The organism is Kribbella lupini, assembly GCF_039529595.1.
Classification (GTDB): domain Bacteria; phylum Actinomycetota; class Actinomycetes; order Propionibacteriales; family Kribbellaceae; genus Kribbella; species Kribbella lupini.
The window spans coordinates 1,150,060-1,168,739 of record NZ_BAAANC010000002.1 but is presented as its reverse complement, the minus strand read 5'-3'; the positions used below and the strand labels follow the sequence as shown (position 1 = coordinate 1,168,739).

Here is an 18,680-nt window from a genome sequence, read left to right as displayed (position 1 = left end):
ATCGAGGACTTCACTCCAGCACGCCGAGCTACCGCGCCGGGCACCTGCTCGCTACGGCGGGAACTGGAAGACGCACACTGGGGGAATGGAGATCCTCCTCAGCACCGCCGACATCACCACGGTCCCCGCCGACGCGATCGTGAACGCCGCTCACCACGCCCTGCGCGGTGGTGGCGGAGTCGACGGCGCGATCCACCGGGCCGGTGGCCCGACGCTCCTGGACGAGCTGATCGAGCGTTATCCGCGCGGCCTGCCGACTGGCGAGGCCGGGTGGACGACGGCGGGGAAGCTGCCCGCGTCGTACGTGATCCACGCGGTCGGGCCGAATCACCGGGCGGGGCAGACGGATCCGGCGCTGCTCGAGTCCTGCTACCGCAACGTGCTGCGGATCGCGGACGAGCTCGGCGTACGGCGGTTGAGTCTGCCGGCGATCTCGGCGGGGATCTACGGCTGGCCGGCGCGGTCGGCGGCGGAGATCGCCGTCGGGACGTTGCGCCGTACGGAGTCGGGCGTGGAGACCGCGACGTTCTGCCTGGTCGAACCCCGGCTCTACAAGGCCTTCCACACAGCAACGGCGGCCGAGGAGTGATCCTCGACCGCCGTTCCAGGAGTGCAGATGATCAGGCGCTGTAGACCAGGATGCGGTCGCCGACCTTCACCCGGTTGAAGATCCAGGCGATCTTGTTCTTGTCGCGCATGTTGATGCAGCCGTGCGAGGCGCCGTTGTAGCCACGGGCCTTGAAGTCCGACGAGTAGTGGATCGCCTGGCCGCCGCTGAAGAACATCGCGTACGGCATCGGCGACTTGTAGATCGACGAGACGTGGTTCTTGGACTTGCGCTGCAGCTTGAAGAAGCCGTTGCGGGTCGGCGTGCGCGGTGCGCCGAAGCGGGCGTCACCGGTGGCCAGCAGCTTCCCGTTGTACAGGAACGCGACCTTGCGGGTCTTCTTGTTGACGCAGATGATGCGGCCGGTCATGCAGCGCTTGTCGAGGCGCAGCTTGCCGGGGACGAGCACGTTCTTCGCGGCCGGCTTGGCCGGCTTCTTCGCAGCCGGCGCCGCCGCCTGCACTACGACCGCCTTCGCCGCGGTCGCGGGCTTGGCCGGCGCGGCCGCCCCCGCCGTACCGGTGGCGGCGAACACGCCGACCCCCAGCATCGCGACGGCCGTCGTGGTGGCGCCGAGCTTACGCAGAATCCCCATGAATCCTTGTCCTTCCCCCAACTGAGTGCACCGGATGATGGTGCCGAACTAGTAGACGACGAAGCGGCCGCTCCGGTTGGTCACGATCCGGTAATTTTCCCCCGTGGATCGCGACCAGCCGGTGAACCGCTGCTGATCAGGCCTTGTTCTTGCGGCCCAGCTTCGCGCGCTCGACCTGGGTCAGCGCGACCTTGCGGATCCGGATCGCGTCCGGGGTGACCTCGACGCACTCGTCCTCGCGGCAGAACTCCAGGGACTGCTCCAGCGAGAGCTTGCGGGCCGGGACCAGCTTCTCGAACTCGTCCGCGTTCGACCGGACGTTGGTCATCTTCTTCTCACGGGTGATGTTCACGTCCATGTCGTCGGCGCGCGAGTTCTCGCCGATCACCATGCCCTCGTACACGTCGGTGCCCGGCTCGCAGAACATCGTGCCGCGCTCCTGCAGGTTCACCATCGCGTACGACGTGGTGACGCCGGTCCGGTCGGAGACCAGCGAGCCCGACGGACGGGTGCGCAGCTCGCCGAACCACGGCTCGTACCCCTCGAACACGTGGTGCGCGATGCCCGTACCGCGGGTGTCGGTGAGGAACTCGGTACGGAAGCCGATCAGGCCACGCGCCGGCACCAGGAACTCCATCCGGACCCAGCCGGTGCCGTGGTTGGTCATCTGCTCCATCCGGCCCTTGCGGACCGCGAGCAGCTGGGTGACCGTGCCGAGGTACTCCTCGGGGCAGTCGATCGTGAGGCGCTCGACCGGCTCGTGCCGCTTGCCGTCGATCTCGCGGGTGACCACCTGCGGCTTGCCGACGGTCAGCTCGTAGCCCTCGCGGCGCATCTGCTCGACCAGGATGGCCAGCGCCAGCTCACCACGGCCCTGCACCTCCCAGGCGTCCGGACGCTCGGTCGGCAGCACCTTCAGCGACACGTTGCCGACCAGCTCACGGTCCAGCCGGTCCTTGACCAGGCGAGCGGTGACCTTGGTGCCCTTGATCCGGCCGGCCAGCGGCGAGGTGTTGGTGCCGATGGTCATCGAGATGGCCGGCTCGTCGACCGTGATCAGCGGCAGCGGCTTCGGGTTCTCCGGGTCGGTCAGGGTGTCGCCGATCATGATTTCCGGGATCCCCGCGATCGCGACGATGTCGCCCGGGCCGGCCGAGTCGCCGGGAACGCGCTCGAGCGCCTCGGTGACCAGCAGCTCGGTGATCTTGACTCGCTGGATCGAGCCGTCGTGGCGGCACCAGGCGACCTGGGCGCCCTTCTTCAGCGTGCCCTCGTGCACCCGGACCAGCGCGAGCCGGCCGAGGAACGGCGAGGCGTCCAGGTTGGTCACGTGCGCCTGCAGCGGCGCGCCTTCGGTGTACGACGGCGCCGGCACGTTGGCCAGGATCGTCTCGAACAGCGGCTCGAGGTCCTCGGAGTCCGGCAGGCCGCCGTCGGCGGGCTGGTTCAGCGAGGCGCGACCGGCGCGGGCCGAGGCGTAGACGACCGGGAAGTCGAGCGCGCTCTGGTCGGCGTCGTGGTCGAGGAGGTCCAGGAACAGCTCGTAGGTCTCGTCGACGACCTCGGAGATCCGGGCGTCCGGCCGGTCCACCTTGTTCACCACGAGGATCACCGGCATGTTGCGGGCCAGCGCCTTGCGCAGGACGAAGCGGGTCTGCGGCAGCGGGCCCTCGGAGGCGTCCACCAGCAGCACGATCGCGTCGACCATCGACAGGCCGCGCTCGACCTCACCACCGAAGTCGGCGTGGCCGGGGGTGTCGATGATGTTCAGCGTCATCTGCTCGCCGTTGGCCATCTTGTGCCGTACGGCGGTGTTCTTGGCCAGGATCGTGATGCCCTTCTCACGCTCCAGGTCGCCCGAGTCCATCGCTCGCTCGTCGACGTGCTGGTGGGCTCCGAAGGCACCGGACTGCCACAGCATCGCGTCGACGAGGGTGGTCTTCCCGTGGTCGACGTGGGCCACGATGGCCACGTTGCGCAGGTCATTACGGAGGGGCATGCGGAAGCGCTCCAAGCAGTTGGACTAGCAAAGCAGAGACAGGCAGTGGTTACTGAGAGTCAGGCGGTGGCTACGACGGGTGTGGTGTCGCTCGTGGTGCCACTCGACTTACTGATCGACGCACTGCGCAGCCATCACATCCTACCGGGGACCCCACGTGCCGGAGAAACCGGCCGCCGCGACCGGTCACGCTGCGTGCCCACGATGCGGTTGAGCCTTTGACATTCGTTGACTGGACGTCCAGTCTGTACATGGGCGCCTGGGGAGGGGCCTTGTGGAGGGGTAACGGGGGGTCACAGCCCGGGAGTGCCGAGCACGAGGTGGGGGGTTGCTCGGCCTCCGGGGCCTGACCAGGAAGAAGAAGCGTGCCGCGGTCGGTCGCCACCAACCTGCAGATGCGGGAACGCTCGCGTGAGCGGATCCTGAGCGCTGCGCTCGAAGTGTTCGCCCAGAAGGGCTACGAGGCCGCGTCGATCAGCGACGTGACGGCCCGGGCCGGAGTCTCCCGCGGACTGGTCGGCTACTACTTCGCCTCCAAGCGCGACCTGGCCGCGCAGCTGCTGGACCGCTGGCTGGACGGGATCGCCGGCATCCTGGAAATTCCCGGGACGCCGGACGAACGGCTGGCCGGAATGATCGACGGCGCGCTGATGGCCGCCGCGATGACGCTGCCGGTGCAGCGGCTGGCGATCTCACTGATGATGCAACCCAGCACGCACGGCGTGTTCGCCGAGGTCGAGACCGAGAAGTCCGGGCGGATGGCGCTGGTCGAGGACGCCATCCGCGAGGTCTTCGCGGCGCGTGGGGCGGCGGACCCGGCGGTCGAGGAGATGTTGCTCAGGGCAACGCTCGAGGGCGTCACGGTCAAGCTCGCGATCTACCCCGAGACGTTCCCGCTGGAGCCGATCCGCCGGCGCCTGTACGCCGGCTACGGCCTCCCGGAACCTAAGGAACCCCTGCCGGTCCCGTCGCCGCCGGTGGACCGCCTCCGCGCCAAACCCTGATCTCCGCTGTCGACCACCTCACTTTGAGCACGGTCCAGTCACGAGAACGCCCGTCCGGTGGCTGGGCGGTGCTCAAAGTGGACAGGACGGGGGTTAGGGCGAGAGTCGTCGCCGGGGCGAGGGGGTGCGGTCAGGTGACCCGGTGCACCTTGTGCTGGGCGGCCTGGGCGCGCGGGCGGACCGTGAGGCGGTCGATGTTGACGTGCGGCGGGCGGGACGCGACCCAGGTGACGATCTCGGCGATGTCGTCGGAGGTGAGCGGTTCCGCGACCCCGGCGTACACGGCGTCGGCCTTCGCCTCGTCGCCCTCGAACCGGGTCAGCGCGAAGCCCTCGCTCTTCACCATCCCGGGCGCGATCTCGCAGACCCGGACCGGCTGGTCGTACAGCTCCAGCCGGAGCGTGTCGACGACGGCCTTCACCGCGTGCTTGGCGGCCGTGTAACCACCGCCGCCCTCGTACGCGACCTGCCCGGCGGTCGACCCCATCACCACGATCGTGCCCTCGCTCGCGATCAGTGCCGGGAGCAACGACTTCGTCACCGCGGCGACGCCGATCACGTTCACCTCGTACATCCGCCGCCAGGCGTCCAGGTCGGCGTCGGCGACCGGCTCGAAGCCGAACGCGCCGCCGGCGTTGTTCACCAGCAGGTCGACGCGCTCACCGGCCGCCGCGGTCAGCGCCGCGACGTCCTCGGCCGACGTCACGTCGCACTGGACCGCGCGCCCGCCGATCTCCTTGGCCAGCGCTTCGATGCGGTCCAGCCGGCGGGCCGCGCAGACCACCTCGAACCCCGCCTCCGCGAGGTGCCGCGCGGTCGCGGCCCCGATCCCACTACTGGCTCCGGTAACCACGGCAACAGGACGACTCGTCATAGCCGCAGTCTTTCAAACCCTGACGGCAGACCGGTACGCCGTCTCACGCCGAAGCGCCCGGAGTTACGCTGGCGGCGTGACCGAACCCTCCGCCGACCGTCCACTTCGGCGGGTCGCGATGATCAGCCTGCACACCTCGCCGCTGGACCAGCCGGGCACCGGGGACGCGGGTGGGATGAACGTCTACGTGGTGGAGCTGTCCAAACGGCTGGCCGGGCTCGGGATCGCCGTCGACATCTTCACCCGCGCGACCTCGTCGGCCCTGCCCGCGAAGGTCGAGCTCGCCCCGGGCGTCACCGTCCGCAACGTCGCCGCCGGCCCGTACGAAGGCCTGGCGAAGAACGAGCTCCCCGCCCAGCTGTGCACGTTCGCCCGTGCTGTCCTCCGCGCCGAGGCGGTCCGCGAACCGGGGTACTACGACGTCATCCACTCGCACTACTGGCTGTCCGGCCAGGTCGGCCTGCTGGCCCGCGACCGCTGGGCCGTCCCGCTCGTCCACACGATGCACACGATGGCCAAGGTCAAGAACTCCAGCCTGGCCGAGGACGACGTCCCGGAACCGCCCGCCCGGCTGCTCGGCGAGGAGCAGGTGGTCGAGGCCGCCGACCGGCTGCTCGCCAACACCGAGGACGAGGCCAAGGAACTGATCGGCCTGTACGGCGCGCAGCCGGCCAAGGTCGAGGTGGTCAGTCCCGGCGTCGACCTGGAGATGTTCAGCCCGGGCGACCAGGCGGCGGCCCGGCGTACCGTCGGACTGCGGGAGGACGCGGTCGTGCTCGCGTTCGTCGGGCGGATCCAGCCGCTGAAGGCGCCCGACCTGCTGATCCGGGCCGCGGCGCGAATGCTCGAACGCGATCCGGGACTGCGCGAGCGGCTGGTGGTCGCGATCATCGGCGGACCGTCGGGCAACGGGATGGAACATCCCGAGGCGCACGCGGACCTGGCGCGCCGGCTCGGGGTCGACGACGTGACGCGGTTCGTGAAGCCGATGGCGCGGCCGGGGCTGGCCGACTGGTACCGGGCGGCGTCGGTGGTCTGCGTTCCGTCGTACTCGGAGTCGTTCGGGCTGGTCGCGCTGGAGGCCCAGGCCTGCGGTACGCCGGTGGTCGCGGCCGCGGTCGGTGGGCTGACGACCGCCGTCCGTGACGGCGTGACCGGGCTGCTGGTCCCCGGGCACGGGGTCGACCACTTCGCCGACGCGCTGGCGCGGATCGCGACGGATCCGGCCGTCCGCGAGAGCATGAGCGAGGCCGCGGTCGAGCATGCCCGGGCGTTCGGCTGGGAACAGACCGCGGAGAAGACGCTGGCCGCGTACCGGACGGCCGCGCAGACGATGGCCGCTGAACTGGCCACGGAGGTGGCTGGATGAGGGTGTCGGCGGCGGACGTGATCCGGCAGGTGCTGACCGAGAACGAGCTCGACTTCACCGAGACCACGCCGGGGTCGTTCGCGGCGGACCTGCCGGGGGAGCGGAAGCTGAAGACCGGCGTCTCGCTGACGGTCGGGGCCCAGGCGGTGCACGTCCACGCTTTTGTCGCCCGCCGGCCGGACGAGAACCACGAGGCCGTGTACCGGTGGCTGCTGGAGCGCAACCTCAAGATGTACGGCGTCGCGTTCGCGATCGACCACCACGGCGACATCCACCTGGACGGCCGGGTCCCGCTGCACGCGATCACGCCGGTCGAGGTGGACCGCCTGCTGGGCGCCGTGCTGGAGTACGCCGACTCGTCGTTCAACACGATCCTGGAACTCGGTTTCGCGACCTCGATCCGGCGCGAGTACGAGTGGCGGATCGCGCGCGGCGAGTCCACCCGGAACCTGGACGCGTTCAAGGGCTGGCTCGAGCCTCGATAGCATGCGGGGTATGACCTATCGCCTGATCCTGCTCCGCCACGGCCACAGCGACTGGAACGCCAAGAACCTGTTCACCGGGTGGGTCGACGTCGACCTGAACGCCCAGGGCGTCGAGGAGGCGCACCGCGGCGGCCAGCTGCTGCTCGAGCGCGACCTGCTCCCGGACGTGCTGCACACCTCGGTGCTGCGCCGCGCCATCCGCACCGCGAACATCGCCCTCGAGGAGGCCGGGCGGCAGTGGATCGACGTCCGCCGCTCCTGGCGCCTGAACGAGCGCCACTACGGCGGCCTGCAGGGCAAGGACAAGAAGCAGACCCTGGAGGAGCTCGGCGAGGAGCAGTTCATGCTGTTCCGCCGCTCCTACGACACCCCGCCGCCGCCGATCGAGCGCGGCTCGGAGTTCGACCAGGCCGGCGACCCCCGCTACGCCGCGCTGCCGAGCGAGTTGCTCCCGGCAACCGAGTGCCTCAAGGACGTCGTCGAGCGGATGCTCCCGTACTGGTACGACGCGATCGTCCCCGACCTGCGCGCCGGCAAGACCGTCCTGGTCACCGCCCACGGCAACTCGCTCCGCGCCCTGGTCAAGCACCTCGACCAGCTCGACGAGCAGACCATCGTCGGGCTGAACATCCCCACCGGCGTCCCGCTGTACTACGAGCTCGACGAGGACTTCAACCCCATCACCAAGGGCGGCGAGTACCTCGACCCGGCCGCCGCGGCCGCCGCCATCGAAGCCGTGAAGAACCAGGGCCGGTAACTCACATCGGGTGACCGCAGGCGGAGTATCGCGCCGCCTGCGGTCAGTTGGTGAGGTCGCCCGCGTAGGCCAGGTCCTTCTGGTTCTCCAGTTCGTCGAGGCGGGACTGGAGGGCGTCGTGGATGTGGTGGTAGGCGTCGCTGCCCAGCGTGAGGCGGCGCGGGGCCGGGGACTGGTCGGCGGTGTCGATCATGGCTTGGGTGAACTTCTCGGGGTCGCCGCGGAGTTCGAAGGAGCCGTCGGTCAGGCCTCGGCGGACCTGGCCGGCCGTGGTGGCCTCGTAGACGTCGAGCGGGGTGGCCAGGGCCAGGCCGGCGCCGAAGTCGGTGGCGGCGGGGCCTGGTTCGGCGATGGTGAGCTCGATGCCGAACTCGGCGACCTCCTGGGCGACGGCTTCGACGAAGCCTTCGATGCCCCACTTGGTCGCGTGGTACGCCGCGAAGCCGGGGTACGCGTACTGCCCACCCTCGGACGCGACCTGGACGATGCGGCCGCCGCCTTGGGCCCGCAGGTGCGGCAGGGCTGCGCGGATCAGCTGCATCGAACCGATCAGGTTGGTGTCGATCTGCCGGCGGATCTGCTCGTCGGTGAGTTCCTCGGCGGCGCCGAAGAGCCCGTAGCCGGCGTTGCTGACCACGACGTCGATCCGCTCGTGCGTGGCGAAGGCGGCGTCGACGGTACGGCGTACGGCGGCGGAGTCGGTGACGTCCAGCTCGACGACGTCCAGGCGGTCGGCGTACTGCGTGCGCAGGTCGTCGAGGGCGCCGGTACGACGGAGTGTCGCGACGACGGTGTCGCCGCGGGCCAGCAGCTTCTCGGTCATCTGCCGGCCGAAGCCGGACGACGTACCGGTGATGAACCAGGTCTTGCTCATGAGGATCTCCTTCAGGTCAGGCGGGCGAGGCCGGCCCGGGCGTAGTCGAGCACCCGGTCGACCAGCGCGAGCAACTGCTCGGGGTCGGACTGCGCTTCGGCCGTTTCGTACAGCTCGCGCAGGCCGGTGATCACCGTGATCCCGGCCAACCGCGGCGCGAGCGCGTCAGCGGGCAGGCCGAGATCCGCGGCGACGCCGGCGGCGATCACCTGCTCGTAGCGGTAGTACGCCGCCCGCGCCCGGCCGCGCAGGTCGTCGTCGGCCACGATCAGCTGGGACCTCAGCGCGCGCCGGCGCCAGACCGCCGCCGAGGCACCGGTGGCGTCGAGGTCGCGCATCGTTGTCGCCATCCAGTCGCGCAGCGCGTCGAGCGTCGGCGTACCGGCCGGCTTGGCGGCCAGCCACTCGCTGAGCGACTCGAAACTGAACGGGTCGTCGGCGAAGAGCAGGTCCTCCTTGGCCGGGAAGTGCAGCGTGACGGTCCGGACCGCGACGTCCGCGCGCTCGGCGATCGCGCTGATCGTGGTGTCCCGGAAGCCCTGCGCGGCGAACAGCTCCAGCGCGGTGTCCCGGATCAGCTCCCGGGTCCGCTCCTTCTTCCGCTGCCGCCGCGGCATCGTTTCTACCATGTAGGCAAAATTACCACGCAGGTAGTTTTGCCACAACGGCAGCGAGCGGATCAGGCGGTGAAGACCTCGTTCAGCAGGGCGGCCAGGGCGGCGGGGAAGACCTCCGCGGGGTTGATCTCGGCGTCGCCCATGGTGATGCAGGCGGTCATCGTGCGGGTGCCGTCGGGCGAGCTGTACATCAGGGCTCCGAAGCCGCCCGGGGCGCTGCCGTTGTGGTGGAGGACCGTGCCGCCCGGGCCCAGGTCCTGGACGAAGACGCCCAGGCCGTAGTTGATCGGGCCGACGTCGGCGCGCATCTCGGTGAGCAGGTCCGCCGTGAAGAGCCGGCCGCTGTTAAGGGCCGAGAAGAAGACGTGCAGGTCCCGGGTGGTCGAGAGCAGGTCGCCGGCGCCGGCCAGCAGGGACAGGTTCTGGCGGGTGACGTCCTCGACCTTCCAGGCATCGCCGTCCTGGTAGCGGTAGTAGCCGTGGGCGTGCTCGCCGGGGAGGTCGGTCAGGTCAGCCGGTACGACGGTGCCGGTCAGGCCGAGCGGCTGGGCGATCATGCGGTCGAGCGTTTCGGCGTACGAGGTGCTGGTGAGCTTCTCGATCAGGAGGAGGGCCAGTGTGTAGTTGGTGTTGGAGTAGCTCCAGTCCGCGCCGGGCTCGAAGCGGGATGGCTTGGCCAGGGCCAGGCGGACCAGCTCGATCGGCTGGTAGCTGAGGAAGCGGTTGTCGACCCAGTCCTTGCCGGTCGCCGGGATGCCCGGTACGACGGTGCCGTCGGGGTAGTACTCGCCGGTGTAGTTGAACAGCCCGCTGGTGTGGTTCAGCAGCATCCGGACGGTGATCCGCTCGTCCAGCCCGAGGTCGGGCAGGTGGGCGGCCACCGAGTCGTCCAGCGTGAGGTTGCCCTCGGCCACCAGTTGCAGAATCAGGGTCGCGGTGAAGGTCTTGGTGACGCTGCCGACCCAGAACGAACCGTCGGTGGACGGCGGCGTGGTCTCGCCGAGCTTCCGTACGCCGGCGCTGCCGACCCACTCGCCGTGCTGGTCGTTGACGCGGAGCTGGATGCCGGCGAACCCGGTGTCGACGAAGGTCTGGAGGGCGTTCTGCAGGTCAGTGGTGATCGCTGTCGTGTTCATGACCGCAACTCTGGCCAGCGGCGCTGACACCGGGCCGCCGCCGTACTGACACGGGCCCTGACACTCAGCCGGCGAGGGCCTCCGCGAGCCACGGGTTCTCCTGCCGCAGCTGCTCGAGGCGAGCCTCGAGCCGCAGCCGCTCGGCCTGCAGGTCAAGCGCCTGGTCGAGCAGCCGGCGCTCCACCTCACGGGGTGCGTCCGAGGTTCCGGACGGGAAATCCTGGTAGAAGAACATCAACCCTCCCTCGCGGCCGCAGGGCGACGGCCCGCGTCTACTCTGCGGCCCACCCGCCCCGTCCGGCCGGATCCCGGACGAATCCGGACAGTCCCGAGGGACGAACAGCCTGCGACGAGAGCATGTGGGGGAAAAACTATGGGTGGCCGCGGGCGGCCTGTAGGTGGGCGCCTGCGGCCACCCAAGGTGGCCTAGCTGTCTTTGGTGCTGGAGATCAGTTGTTGTTGCCGTTCGGGGACGGGGCGGAGGCGCCGGCGCCTGAGCCGGCGGCGGTGCCGCCGACGGCTACCGGGAGTTCGCCGGTGACGAGGTAGACGACGCGGCGGGCCATCGAGACGGCGTGGTCGGCGATGCGCTCGTAGTACCGGCCGAGCAGGGCGATGTCGACGGCGACCTCGACGCCGTGCGGCCAGGAGTCGTCCATCATCAGGCGGAACTGGTTGGTGCGCAGCTTGTCCATCTCGTCGTCGACGGCCTCGAGGCGGGCGGCCGCGTCGACGTCGTGGGACTTGATCACGTCCCCGGCGCTGTCGACCATCTTGCCGGCCACGCCGGCCATCTCCTCGATGACGCTGTGCAGGTCGGCCGGGATCGCGGCGGCGGGGTAGCGCAGCCGGGCGATCTTGGAGACGTGGGCGGCGAGGTCGCCCATCCGCTCCAGGTCGGCGACCATCCGCAGCGCGGCGACCAGCATCCGCAGCTCGTTGGCGACCGGGGCCTGCCGGGCCATCAGCTCGAAGACCTTCTCCTCGACCCCCTCGCCGGCCGCGTCCAGCTGGATGTCGGCGGCGATCACTTCTTCGGCCTGCCGGATGTCGGCGCTCAGCAGGGCGGTGGTCGACCGCCGGACAGCGGTGGACACCGTCCTGGTCATCCGCTCGAGCTCGGCGAGGATGTCGTCGAGCTGCTCGTGGTAGGTGTCGCGCATTCTGCATCCGATCTGTGCTGTCCGGCCGATCCGGGCCGGAAGGGGGCGCGGGCACGGTCCAGTACCCGCCCACGGGGGACCGTACGGCGTCGAGGTTGCCGGACGGCGACGAGTGGTGAACGCGTGATGAACAGTTAGGACGCGTTCCGGTCATCCGGTGCTCATTCGGTCTTTCCCTGTGCTTTCCCCGCGTAGCATCGAGGACGTGGACCCCACGCTGGCTGCGGTGCTGGGCGGCGTCATCGGCGCGGCCCTGGCTCTGCTTTCGCTCGGTGCGATGGTGCTGAGCGAGCGGGCCCAGACCAAGGTTCCGGTCTCCCCGGACCCCGCGGTCCCCAGCGGCGTCGCCACCGTCCTGTCCGTACTGCGCTCGTCCGCGGTCGTGATGGGCCCCGAGGACCAGGTGCTGCAGGCCAGCGCTCCAGCGCACGTGCTCGGCATCGTCCGCGGCGAGCGGCTGGTCGTCGACGACCTGCTGACGATGGTTCGCGCCGTACGGCGGGACGGCGAGATCCGTCAGCAGGACCTGGAGATCGTCCGCGGCCGGCTCGGCGCGACCCAGTACGTGAGCGCCCGGGTAGCGCCGCTGGGCAGCCAGCTGGTGCTGGTCCTGGTCGAGGATCGGACCCGGGAGCGCCGGCTGGAGGCGATCCGGCGCGACTTCACCGTCAACGTCAGCCACGAGCTGAAGACCCCGATCGGCGCGCTGATCCTGCTCGCCGACGCCGTCTCGGAGGCCTCCGACGACCCCGAGGCGGTCCAGCGGTTCTCCGGCCGGATGCGGATCGAGGCGTCCCGGCTGAGCCGGCTGGTCAAGGAGATCATCGAGCTGTCCCGGCTGCAGGGCGACGACCCGCTGGAGAACCCCGGCCCGGTCGACATCAACGGCGTGATCGACGCCGCGGTGGACCGCTGCCGGGTCGACGCCGAGGACCGCGACATCAACATCGTCGTGAAGACCGACCCCGGCCTCGAGGTGATGGGCAGCGAGGACCAGCTGGCGATCGCGATCGGCAACCTGGTCGAGAACGCGGTCAACTACAGCCCCGACGGGACCCGGGTCGCGGTCGCCGCGCACCCGATCGGCGACCTGGTCGAGGTCACCGTCTCCGACCAGGGCGTGGGGATTCCGAGCAGCGACCTGGAACGCATCTTCGAACGCTTCTACCGGGTCGACCGGGCCCGCAGCCGGGAGACCGGCGGCACCGGGCTGGGCCTGTCGATCGTCAAGCACATCGCCTCGATCCACGGCGGCGACGTGCGGGTCTGGAGCGTCGAGGGACAGGGTTCCACCTTCACCGTCCGGCTCCCGCTGCGGCTCGATCCCGCCACCGGGCAACCGACCGGTTCCACCACCCAGGAGGAGCCGGCCACCACCCTGACGCCTACCCCGTCAGGTCAGATCGCAAAGGAGACAGCTTCGTGACCCGAGTGCTGGTCGTCGAAGACGAGGAGAGCTACAGCGACGCGCTGTCGTACGTACTGCGCAAGGAGGGGTTCGAGGTCGCCGTCGCGGAGACGGGCCCGGACGCGCTGGACGAGTACGACCGGGCCGGTGCGGACATCGTCCTGCTCGACCTGATGCTGCCGGGCCTGTCCGGTACCGAGGTCTGCCGCGCGTTGCGGACCCGGGGCAACGTGCCGGTGATCATCGTCAGCGCCAAGGACACCGAGGTGGACAAGGTGGTCGGGCTCGAACTGGGCGCCGACGACTACGTCACCAAGCCGTACAGCCCGCGGGAGCTGCTGGCCCGGATCAAGGCCGTGCTGCGGCGCGGCGCCGACGTCGAGCTGCTGCCCGACACGCTGGAGGCCGGTCCGGTCCGGATGGACGTCGAGCGGCACGTCGTGACGGTGGCCGGGACCGAGATCCGGCTGCCGCTGAAGGAGTTCGAGCTGCTGGAGATGCTGCTGCGCAACACCGGCCGGGTGCTCACCCGGGGGCAGCTGATCGACCGGATCTGGGGCGCCGACTACGTCGGGGACACCAAGACCCTGGACGTGCACGTGAAGCGGCTGCGCTCCAAGCTGGAGAAGGACCCGTCGAACCCGGCGCACCTGGTGACGGTGCGCGGACTGGGCTACAAGTTCGAGGCCTGAGACCCCACCGGCCGCCCCGCCGGTGGGTTAGCTTAGGCTGTCCTTAGTTGATGTCCGACTGAGGAGAACCGCCATGTCCTGGGCCCGTCGTACCCGCAGTACCGCTGTCGTCGCCGCATTGTTGCTGTCGGCTACCGCGCTGACCGCGTGCGGGAGTGATGCCGACGAGCCGGCCGCGGCGTCGTCCGGCGCCGCCGGAGCGGGCTTCCCCGTGACGCTGAAGAACACCTTCGGCGAGACCACCATCGCGAAGAAGCCGGAGCGGATCGTCACGCTCGGCTGGAACGCGCAGGACGTCGTCTACGCGCTCGGCGAGACGCCGGTCGGGATGCCGAAGGTGACCTACGGCCCGACCAAGGACGGCGTCACCGCCTGGGACGCCGACCGGTTCGACCCGGCGAAGACGACGTTGCTCGACGCAACGGACAGCTACCCGTACGAGAAGATCGCCGCACTGAAGCCGGACGTGATCCTGGCGCCGTACGAGGGGTTCGACGCGACGGTGTACAAGACGCTGTCCGGGATCGCGCCGACCGTCGCCTACCCGGGGGCGCCCTGGCAGACCACCTGGCAGGACCAGACCACGCTGATCGGCAAGGCGCTGGGCAAGTCCGCGGAGACCGACCAGTTGATCGCCGGGATCAAGGACCGGATCGCGAAGATCGCCTCGGAGCACCCGGAGTTCAAGGGCAAGACGATCAGCGTCGGGTCGTTCGGCGCCGACAACTACGTCTACATGCCGGGCGACCCGCGGGTGCAGATCCTCAACGAGATGGGCTTCGTGAACGCGCCGGGGGTCGAGAAGCTGGAGCAGACGAACGCGAAGAAGGAGTTCGCGTTGTCGATCAGCAAGGAGAAGGTCGCCGACATCGACGCCGACGTACTGGTCGCGTACGTCGACGGGCTGACCGCGGCGAAGTTCGCCGCCGATCCCGTGTACGCCGCGTTGCCGTCGGTGAAGAAGGGCAGCGCGTACGTGCTGGAGGACCAGCAGGTGATCTCCGGGATGAGCGCGGTCAGCGTCCTGTCGGTCCCGTGGGTCCTGGACAAGATCGTCCCCGGTCTCGCGAAGGCGGCCGCCGCCGCGAACTGAGGCCCGCCCACGGGCCGACCCATCAGGCGGGGGCCGGCTGGTTCGGGTTGTTGGTTGCCCAGCGCACGTATCCGTCGGGGCGGACCAGGACCCGGGCGGCTGATGGAAAGTCGTCCAGGTCCAGCAGCACCGGCCGTCCCGCTCTGAGGCGAGTGGCGACGGTCGAGCCGTCGGGCAGGTCCAGGTCGGGCATCCGGCGGCCGACGAGCGGGTGGTCGCCGGGCGCGTACGCGATTCCGAGGCCGGAGATCTCGCCGGCCAGCAGGTGGTTCGCTCCGGGGACCGCGAGCAGGTCGGCGAAGGTTTCGCGGAGACAGGTGACGTCGTCGTCGGGAACGAGCAGAACCCCTTGCGCGCGGGTGTTCGCGAGGACGGCGGCACCGACCGGGTGACGTTCGGCGTGGTAGCTGTCGAGCAGGTCGTCGCCCGCTTCGCCCTTGACGACGGCCGCCAGTTTCCAGCCGAGGTTGAACGCGTCCTGCAGGCCCAGGTTCATCCCCTGGCCGCCGGTCGGGGAGTGGATGTGCGCCGCGTCGCCGGCCAGGAACACGCGGCCTTCGCGGTACTGCTCGGCCTGACGCGCCGCATCGGTGAACCGCGACCCCCACAGCACCTCCTTCAGTACGACGTCAGCGCCGTACCAGCTGGTCAGAGCGCGCGAGACCTCGTCGAAACCGACCGGCTCGTCCTTCGGCAGGTTCTGCTGCTCCGGGCCGGTGAAGAGCAGCCGGGACACTCCGTTCTCCAACGGGAGAAGGGAAAGCACGGCGCCGTCCTGCGGGGTGAGTGACGGCAACTGCCAACCGCCCGCGTCCGGACGGTTGTCCTGGGCAACGATATCGGCGACGACAGCGGTGAACCGGCCGTCCCGGCCGGGGAAGGCGATCCCGGACAGCGTCCGCACCGCGCTCCGGGCGCCGTCGCAGCCGGCCAGCCAGTCGGCGCGAATCGTCGTACCGTCGGCGAAGGACGCGACGACGTGGTCGGACGCGCGGGTGAGACCGGTGAGTTCGAGCCCACGACGTACGGTGATGCCGGCCGTGGCGAGGTGAGCTTCGAGGTGCTCCTCGATCCGGGCCTGCGGAATCCCCAGCTGGTCAGGGAATCGCGTGTCCCAGCTGGTGTAGTCGAGCGCCAGACCGGCGAAGTGGCCGCCGGGTACGCGGGCCGTCGCTTGGTCGAGCAGCGGCTCAAGGAGCCCACGCGAGTGCAGGATCTCGGCCGAACGTGGTTGCAGGGTGAGCGCTTTGGACTGGCCGCTCCGGCTGAGGGCCCGGTCGACGATCGTCACGTCCACGCCGGCGAGGGCGAGCTCGGTGGCGAGCAGGAGTCCGGTCGGGCCCGCGCCGACGACGAGGACCGCGGTCATGCGAGCAACTTGTGCTTGCGCGAGTACAGCAGCATGAAGGTGTAGAGCACGCCGAACAGCACGAACCACTGGATCGTGGTGATGCCCGGTACGGCGTCCAGCGGAAGCGTGTAGGCCAGCACGATCCGGACGACGGCGTCCAGCGTGAGGCCGACGCCCCACACGGCGGTGATCAACCGCAGGCCGTGGCGGAAACCGGGTTCGGCGTCCCAGCGGGCGGCCCAGACCGCGCCGCCGCCGGGGCCTCGCTTGGCCTCGGCGACGCCGCGCCCGATCGACAGCAGGAGCGGCTTGCCGACCAGCAGGGTGCCGAGCATCCACAGGCCGCACAGCGCGGTGATCACGCCGTCCTTGGCGAGCAGCATGCGCGGGCTGTGGGCGATCAGCGACGCGATCGTCCCGGCGGCCAGCGCGGTCAGCATGAAGACGGCCATCCAGTCGACGCGTCGACCGCGGACCAGGGCGTGGAGCGTCCGTAGTACGGGGATCACCGAACCGCCGAGTGTCGCACCGATCACTCCGACGCCCGCTTGGCGCAGGCCGTAGAAGACGAGCAGGGGAAGGACGAGATCGATCAGTACCGGCGCCAGGACAGCTCCCCAGCGGGCCTTCGGGGCGGTCTCGGTCGGCGTGCTCATGCGGTGGCCTCGGCGAACGTGGCGACCAGTTCGTCGGCGCAGTGCACCGGGTCGGCGCCGGTGATCAGGCGGCCGGCCACGGCGTCGATCGCGGCGCGCAGGACGACCGCCATCAGGGTGCTGTCGAAGGGACGGAAGGCGCCGCTGCGCTGCCCGTTGTCGAACAGGCCGACCAGTCGCGCGACGGCGGCGTCGCCCTCGTCGGACGGCACCGGGCCGCCACCGAAGGCGATCTGCTGGACGGCACGGACGTGCTCGGGGCGGGCCGCGATGAACTCGACGTTCGTCCGGATGTACGCCGCCAACTGCTCGGCGGGCCCGTCGGCGGCGTCCAGAGCGGGCCGCATGAACTCCGCGGCGTCGGTGGTCACGCGGTGCAGGACCTCGGCGAGCAGCTCGTCCTTGGTCGAGAAGTGGTACGAGATCAGCCGCTTGCTGCTCAGCCCGGCCTGCGCGCAGATCGCGTCGTACGACGTCGCGGCGTACCCGCGCTCGGCCAGGACGGCGATGGTGGCCTCGACGATCTGGTCGCGCCGGGCCGCCGTACTGCCGGCGCGGCTGGACACCCGCTCATTTATCCGCATGGATAAAAGTTATCCAGACGTGTAAAAGTTGTCAACGCCGGAACGGCGAACGGGCCGCCTCCACGTCGTGGAAGCGGCCCGTTCGGACGGGTGGTGCGAGGTCAGCCGTGGCCCTCCGCGGGCGCGTCGTCGCGCGGGGTGGGGCTGAAGTGGTCGGTGGTGAGCACCGGGACGTGCGCGGTGATCGGGGCTGCCTTGGCGAAGGTGATCGTCAGCGTGATCATCGTGCCGGGCTTCCCGCCGGTGACGGTGAACGGCTTGCCGCTGGTCGGCGGCAGCGTCAGTGACGCGCCCGGCGCCAGCGTCATCGGGCGGACGTTGCCGACCGTGACGGTGGCCGGCGGTGCGGCCGGCTCGGCGCCGTCCCCGGTCTGCGGGGTGGCGGCCGGGTCGGAGGCGATGCCGACCAGGGTGTCGTCGGTCTTGCCCGTGTTCACGACGGCGGCGTGCAGCTCGCCGCTGCCGTCCTCGTCGGCGAGCACCAGCAGGTTACGGACGGCGATCGAGCCCGAGGTGGCGTTGGTGCCCTCGGCGGGCTGGTACGGCTTCATGGTCTGCGCGTTGAAGTTCGCGCCGCAGGCCGCCAGTGCGAGGCTGAGCGTGACGGTGGCGCCGGCCGCGGCTGCGCGGCGAACGGCCGACGGGGGCAACGTGATGGGCACTGGAATCCCTCTCCTGCAAGCTGTGGACGCCGTCAGGCTGCGGCCTCCGGCGCAGCAAAGCGTAGCGACCGGGCGGCCGCGGCTCGACGGCGGCTCCACCTTCGGGGGGTGTCCCAGGCAACTGAATTACGCGCGCGAGGCATGCCGGACAGCGTTTGTCAAGGCAGGAAAAGGCCTCTGACCAGCGCAAACGCCCCGGCCGGACCAGCGACTGCGTGGTAGTATTGGTCTTGGAAAGGGGCACGTGACATATGACTTTCACAGTCGGCGAGACGGTTGTTTACCCCAATCATGGTGCGGCCGTCATCGAGGACATCGAGACCCGCAAGATCAAAGGTGAGGACAAGGCCTATCTGGTCTTGAGGATCGTCGCACAGAACGACCTGGTCGTCCGGGTCCCCGCGTGCAACCTCGATCTCGTCGGCGTGCGTGACGTCGTGGATCAGGCTGGTCTGGAGCGCGTCTTCGACGTGCTGCGGGCGCCGCACACGGAGGAGCCGACCAACTGGTCGCGACGTTACAAGGCGAACCTGGAGAAGCTGCACTCCGGTGACGTGATGAAGGTGGCAGAGGTCGTCCGCGACCTGTGGCGCCGTGAGCGTGACCGCGGTCTGTCCGCGGGTGAGAAGCGGATGCTGGCGAAGGCGCGCCAGATCCTCGTCTCCGAGCTGGCGCTGGCCGAGCACACCAACGAGGACAAGGCGGAAGCCATCCTCGACGAGGTCCTCGCTTCCTGACCCACTCCAGGTCAGAA

At 69.9% G+C, this 18,680-nt stretch carries 21 protein-coding genes; 9 read left to right on the top strand and 12 right to left on the bottom strand.

The annotated features are described in order from the left end of the window. The first annotated feature begins 85 nt into the window (after window positions 1–85). Window positions 86–589, top strand: coding sequence for a macro domain-containing protein (locus ABD235_RS18765; protein ID WP_344175669.1), 504 nt, complete (start codon window positions 86–88; stop codon window positions 587–589). Between the two features lie 31 nt (window positions 590–620). Here the strand turns inward: ABD235_RS18765 and ABD235_RS18760 are convergent, their stop codons facing one another. After that, window positions 621–1,202 (bottom strand): L,D-transpeptidase, encoded by a 582-nt coding sequence (locus ABD235_RS18760; protein ID WP_344175667.1) that lies wholly within the window; start codon window positions 1,200–1,202, stop codon window positions 621–623. A gap of 136 nt (window positions 1,203–1,338) precedes the next feature. After that, window positions 1,339–3,201 carry a translational GTPase TypA gene (gene typA, locus ABD235_RS18755; RefSeq protein WP_344175665.1) on the bottom strand — a complete coding sequence of 621 codons (1,863 nt, stop codon included), beginning with the start codon at window positions 3,199–3,201 and terminating at the stop codon, window positions 1,339–1,341. Between the two features lie 365 nt (window positions 3,202–3,566). Here typA and ABD235_RS18750 point away from each other — a divergent pair, with 365 nt between their 5' ends. Next, on the top strand, window positions 3,567–4,205 hold the full coding sequence (locus tag ABD235_RS18750; RefSeq protein WP_344175662.1) for a TetR/AcrR family transcriptional regulator: 639 nt from the start codon (window positions 3,567–3,569) through the stop codon (window positions 4,203–4,205). 130 nt (window positions 4,206–4,335) lie between these two features. On the opposite strand, the gene ABD235_RS18745 is transcribed toward ABD235_RS18750, so the two are convergent. Continuing rightward, window positions 4,336–5,079: an SDR family NAD(P)-dependent oxidoreductase gene (locus tag ABD235_RS18745; RefSeq protein ID WP_344175659.1), complete on the bottom strand. Its 744-nt coding sequence runs from the start codon at window positions 5,077–5,079 to the stop codon at window positions 4,336–4,338. Window positions 5,080–5,155: 76 nt separating this feature from the next. On the opposite strand from ABD235_RS18745, the gene mshA reads away from it, so the two are divergent. The 3 genes from mshA to ABD235_RS18730 are packed head-to-tail and all read left to right on the top strand — an operon-like array spanning window position 5,156 to window position 7,690. Further along, window positions 5,156–6,448: a D-inositol-3-phosphate glycosyltransferase gene (mshA, locus tag ABD235_RS18740; RefSeq protein WP_344175657.1), complete on the top strand. Its 1,293-nt coding sequence runs from the start codon at window positions 5,156–5,158 to the stop codon at window positions 6,446–6,448. After that, the gene (locus ABD235_RS18735) at window positions 6,445–6,933 is read left to right on the top strand and encodes a type III secretion system chaperone family protein (protein ID WP_344175655.1); all 489 of its coding nucleotides are present in this window, start codon (window positions 6,445–6,447) and stop codon (window positions 6,931–6,933) included. Before mshA ends, ABD235_RS18735 begins: the two co-directional genes overlap by 4 nt. A gap of 10 nt (window positions 6,934–6,943) precedes the next feature. Next, window positions 6,944–7,690, top strand: a complete 747-nt coding sequence (locus ABD235_RS18730; RefSeq protein ID WP_344175653.1) for a phosphoglyceromutase — start codon at window positions 6,944–6,946, stop codon at window positions 7,688–7,690. Window positions 7,691–7,733: 43 nt separating this feature from the next. Here the strand turns inward: ABD235_RS18730 and ABD235_RS18725 are convergent, their stop codons facing one another. From ABD235_RS18725 to phoU, 5 genes are all read right to left on the bottom strand, one after another. Further along, the gene (locus ABD235_RS18725) at window positions 7,734–8,564 is read right to left on the bottom strand and encodes an SDR family oxidoreductase (RefSeq protein WP_344175651.1); all 831 of its coding nucleotides are present in this window, start codon (window positions 8,562–8,564) and stop codon (window positions 7,734–7,736) included. A gap of 11 nt (window positions 8,565–8,575) precedes the next feature. Continuing rightward, complete coding sequence (locus ABD235_RS18720; RefSeq protein ID WP_344175649.1) at window positions 8,576–9,193, bottom strand: TetR/AcrR family transcriptional regulator; 618 nt, start codon at window positions 9,191–9,193, stop codon at window positions 8,576–8,578. 50 nt (window positions 9,194–9,243) lie between these two features. Continuing rightward, window positions 9,244–10,317, bottom strand: coding sequence for a serine hydrolase domain-containing protein (locus tag ABD235_RS18715; protein WP_344175647.1), 1,074 nt, complete (start codon window positions 10,315–10,317; stop codon window positions 9,244–9,246). Window positions 10,318–10,381: 64 nt separating this feature from the next. Next, on the bottom strand, window positions 10,382–10,552 hold the full coding sequence (locus tag ABD235_RS18710; RefSeq protein WP_344175645.1) for a hypothetical protein: 171 nt from the start codon (window positions 10,550–10,552) through the stop codon (window positions 10,382–10,384). A 214-nt stretch (window positions 10,553–10,766) separates the two neighbouring features. Beyond that, window positions 10,767–11,480 carry a phosphate signaling complex protein PhoU gene (gene phoU, locus ABD235_RS18705; RefSeq protein WP_344175643.1) on the bottom strand — a complete coding sequence of 238 codons (714 nt, stop codon included), beginning with the start codon at window positions 11,478–11,480 and terminating at the stop codon, window positions 10,767–10,769. Between the two features lie 205 nt (window positions 11,481–11,685). Between phoU and ABD235_RS18700 the strand changes: the two genes are divergently transcribed. The 3 genes from ABD235_RS18700 (at window position 11,686) to ABD235_RS18690 (ending at window position 14,673) form a co-directional block, all read left to right on the top strand. Beyond that, complete coding sequence (locus ABD235_RS18700; RefSeq protein ID WP_344175641.1) at window positions 11,686–12,906, top strand: sensor histidine kinase; 1,221 nt, start codon at window positions 11,686–11,688, stop codon at window positions 12,904–12,906. Further along, window positions 12,903–13,580, top strand: a complete 678-nt coding sequence (locus ABD235_RS18695) for a response regulator (protein WP_344175639.1) — start codon at window positions 12,903–12,905, stop codon at window positions 13,578–13,580. The genes ABD235_RS18700 and ABD235_RS18695 overlap by 4 nt, the downstream gene beginning before the upstream one ends. A gap of 73 nt (window positions 13,581–13,653) precedes the next feature. Continuing rightward, window positions 13,654–14,673, top strand: a complete 1,020-nt coding sequence (locus ABD235_RS18690) for an iron-siderophore ABC transporter substrate-binding protein (RefSeq protein WP_344175637.1) — start codon at window positions 13,654–13,656, stop codon at window positions 14,671–14,673. 22 nt (window positions 14,674–14,695) lie between these two features. Here ABD235_RS18690 and ABD235_RS18685 read toward each other — a convergent pair whose 3' ends face one another. The 4 genes from ABD235_RS18685 to ABD235_RS18670 form a co-directional block, all read right to left on the bottom strand. Beyond that, window positions 14,696–16,042, bottom strand: a complete 1,347-nt coding sequence (locus tag ABD235_RS18685) for an FAD-dependent monooxygenase (protein WP_344175635.1) — start codon at window positions 16,040–16,042, stop codon at window positions 14,696–14,698. Next, window positions 16,039–16,680, bottom strand: a complete 642-nt coding sequence (locus tag ABD235_RS18680; RefSeq protein ID WP_344175633.1) for a VC0807 family protein — start codon at window positions 16,678–16,680, stop codon at window positions 16,039–16,041. The genes ABD235_RS18685 and ABD235_RS18680 overlap by 4 nt, the downstream gene beginning before the upstream one ends. Continuing rightward, window positions 16,677–17,264, bottom strand: a complete 588-nt coding sequence (locus ABD235_RS18675) for a TetR/AcrR family transcriptional regulator (RefSeq protein ID WP_344175631.1) — start codon at window positions 17,262–17,264, stop codon at window positions 16,677–16,679. Before ABD235_RS18675 ends, ABD235_RS18680 begins: the two co-directional genes overlap by 4 nt. Before the next feature lie 101 nt (window positions 17,265–17,365). Continuing rightward, window positions 17,366–17,926, bottom strand: coding sequence for a copper chaperone PCu(A)C domain-containing protein (locus ABD235_RS18670; protein ID WP_344175628.1), 561 nt, complete (start codon window positions 17,924–17,926; stop codon window positions 17,366–17,368). A gap of 251 nt (window positions 17,927–18,177) precedes the next feature. On the opposite strand from ABD235_RS18670, the gene ABD235_RS18665 reads away from it, so the two are divergent. Continuing rightward, complete coding sequence (locus ABD235_RS18665; RefSeq protein ID WP_077017427.1) at window positions 18,178–18,663, top strand: CarD family transcriptional regulator; 486 nt, start codon at window positions 18,178–18,180, stop codon at window positions 18,661–18,663. The last annotated feature ends 17 nt before the right edge of the window (window positions 18,664–18,680 follow it).

Coding starts and splice junctions, on each gene's coding strand:
- ABD235_RS18675 (WP_344175631.1), bottom strand. CDS start 17,264: ATGCGGATAAATGAGCGGGTGTCCAGCCGCGCCGGCAGTACGGCGGCC.
- ABD235_RS18735 (WP_344175655.1), top strand. CDS start 6,445: ATGAGGGTGTCGGCGGCGGACGTGATCCGGCAGGTGCTGACCGAGAAC.
- typA (WP_344175665.1), bottom strand. CDS start 3,201: ATGCCCCTCCGTAATGACCTGCGCAACGTGGCCATCGTGGCCCACGTC.
- phoU (WP_344175643.1), bottom strand. CDS start 11,480: ATGCGCGACACCTACCACGAGCAGCTCGACGACATCCTCGCCGAGCTC.
- ABD235_RS18760 (WP_344175667.1), bottom strand. CDS start 1,202: ATGGGGATTCTGCGTAAGCTCGGCGCCACCACGACGGCCGTCGCGATG.
- ABD235_RS18725 (WP_344175651.1), bottom strand. CDS start 8,564: ATGAGCAAGACCTGGTTCATCACCGGTACGTCGTCCGGCTTCGGCCGG.
- ABD235_RS18745 (WP_344175659.1), bottom strand. CDS start 5,079: ATGACGAGTCGTCCTGTTGCCGTGGTTACCGGAGCCAGTAGTGGGATC.
- ABD235_RS18715 (WP_344175647.1), bottom strand. CDS start 10,317: ATGAACACGACAGCGATCACCACTGACCTGCAGAACGCCCTCCAGACC.
- ABD235_RS18690 (WP_344175637.1), top strand. CDS start 13,654: ATGTCCTGGGCCCGTCGTACCCGCAGTACCGCTGTCGTCGCCGCATTG.
- ABD235_RS18710 (WP_344175645.1), bottom strand. CDS start 10,552: ATGTTCTTCTACCAGGATTTCCCGTCCGGAACCTCGGACGCACCCCGT.
- ABD235_RS18685 (WP_344175635.1), bottom strand. CDS start 16,042: ATGACCGCGGTCCTCGTCGTCGGCGCGGGCCCGACCGGACTCCTGCTC.
- ABD235_RS18680 (WP_344175633.1), bottom strand. CDS start 16,680: ATGAGCACGCCGACCGAGACCGCCCCGAAGGCCCGCTGGGGAGCTGTC.
- ABD235_RS18720 (WP_344175649.1), bottom strand. CDS start 9,193: ATGGTAGAAACGATGCCGCGGCGGCAGCGGAAGAAGGAGCGGACCCGG.
- ABD235_RS18730 (WP_344175653.1), top strand. CDS start 6,944: ATGACCTATCGCCTGATCCTGCTCCGCCACGGCCACAGCGACTGGAAC.
- ABD235_RS18665 (WP_077017427.1), top strand. CDS start 18,178: ATGACTTTCACAGTCGGCGAGACGGTTGTTTACCCCAATCATGGTGCG.
- ABD235_RS18765 (WP_344175669.1), top strand. CDS start 86: ATGGAGATCCTCCTCAGCACCGCCGACATCACCACGGTCCCCGCCGAC.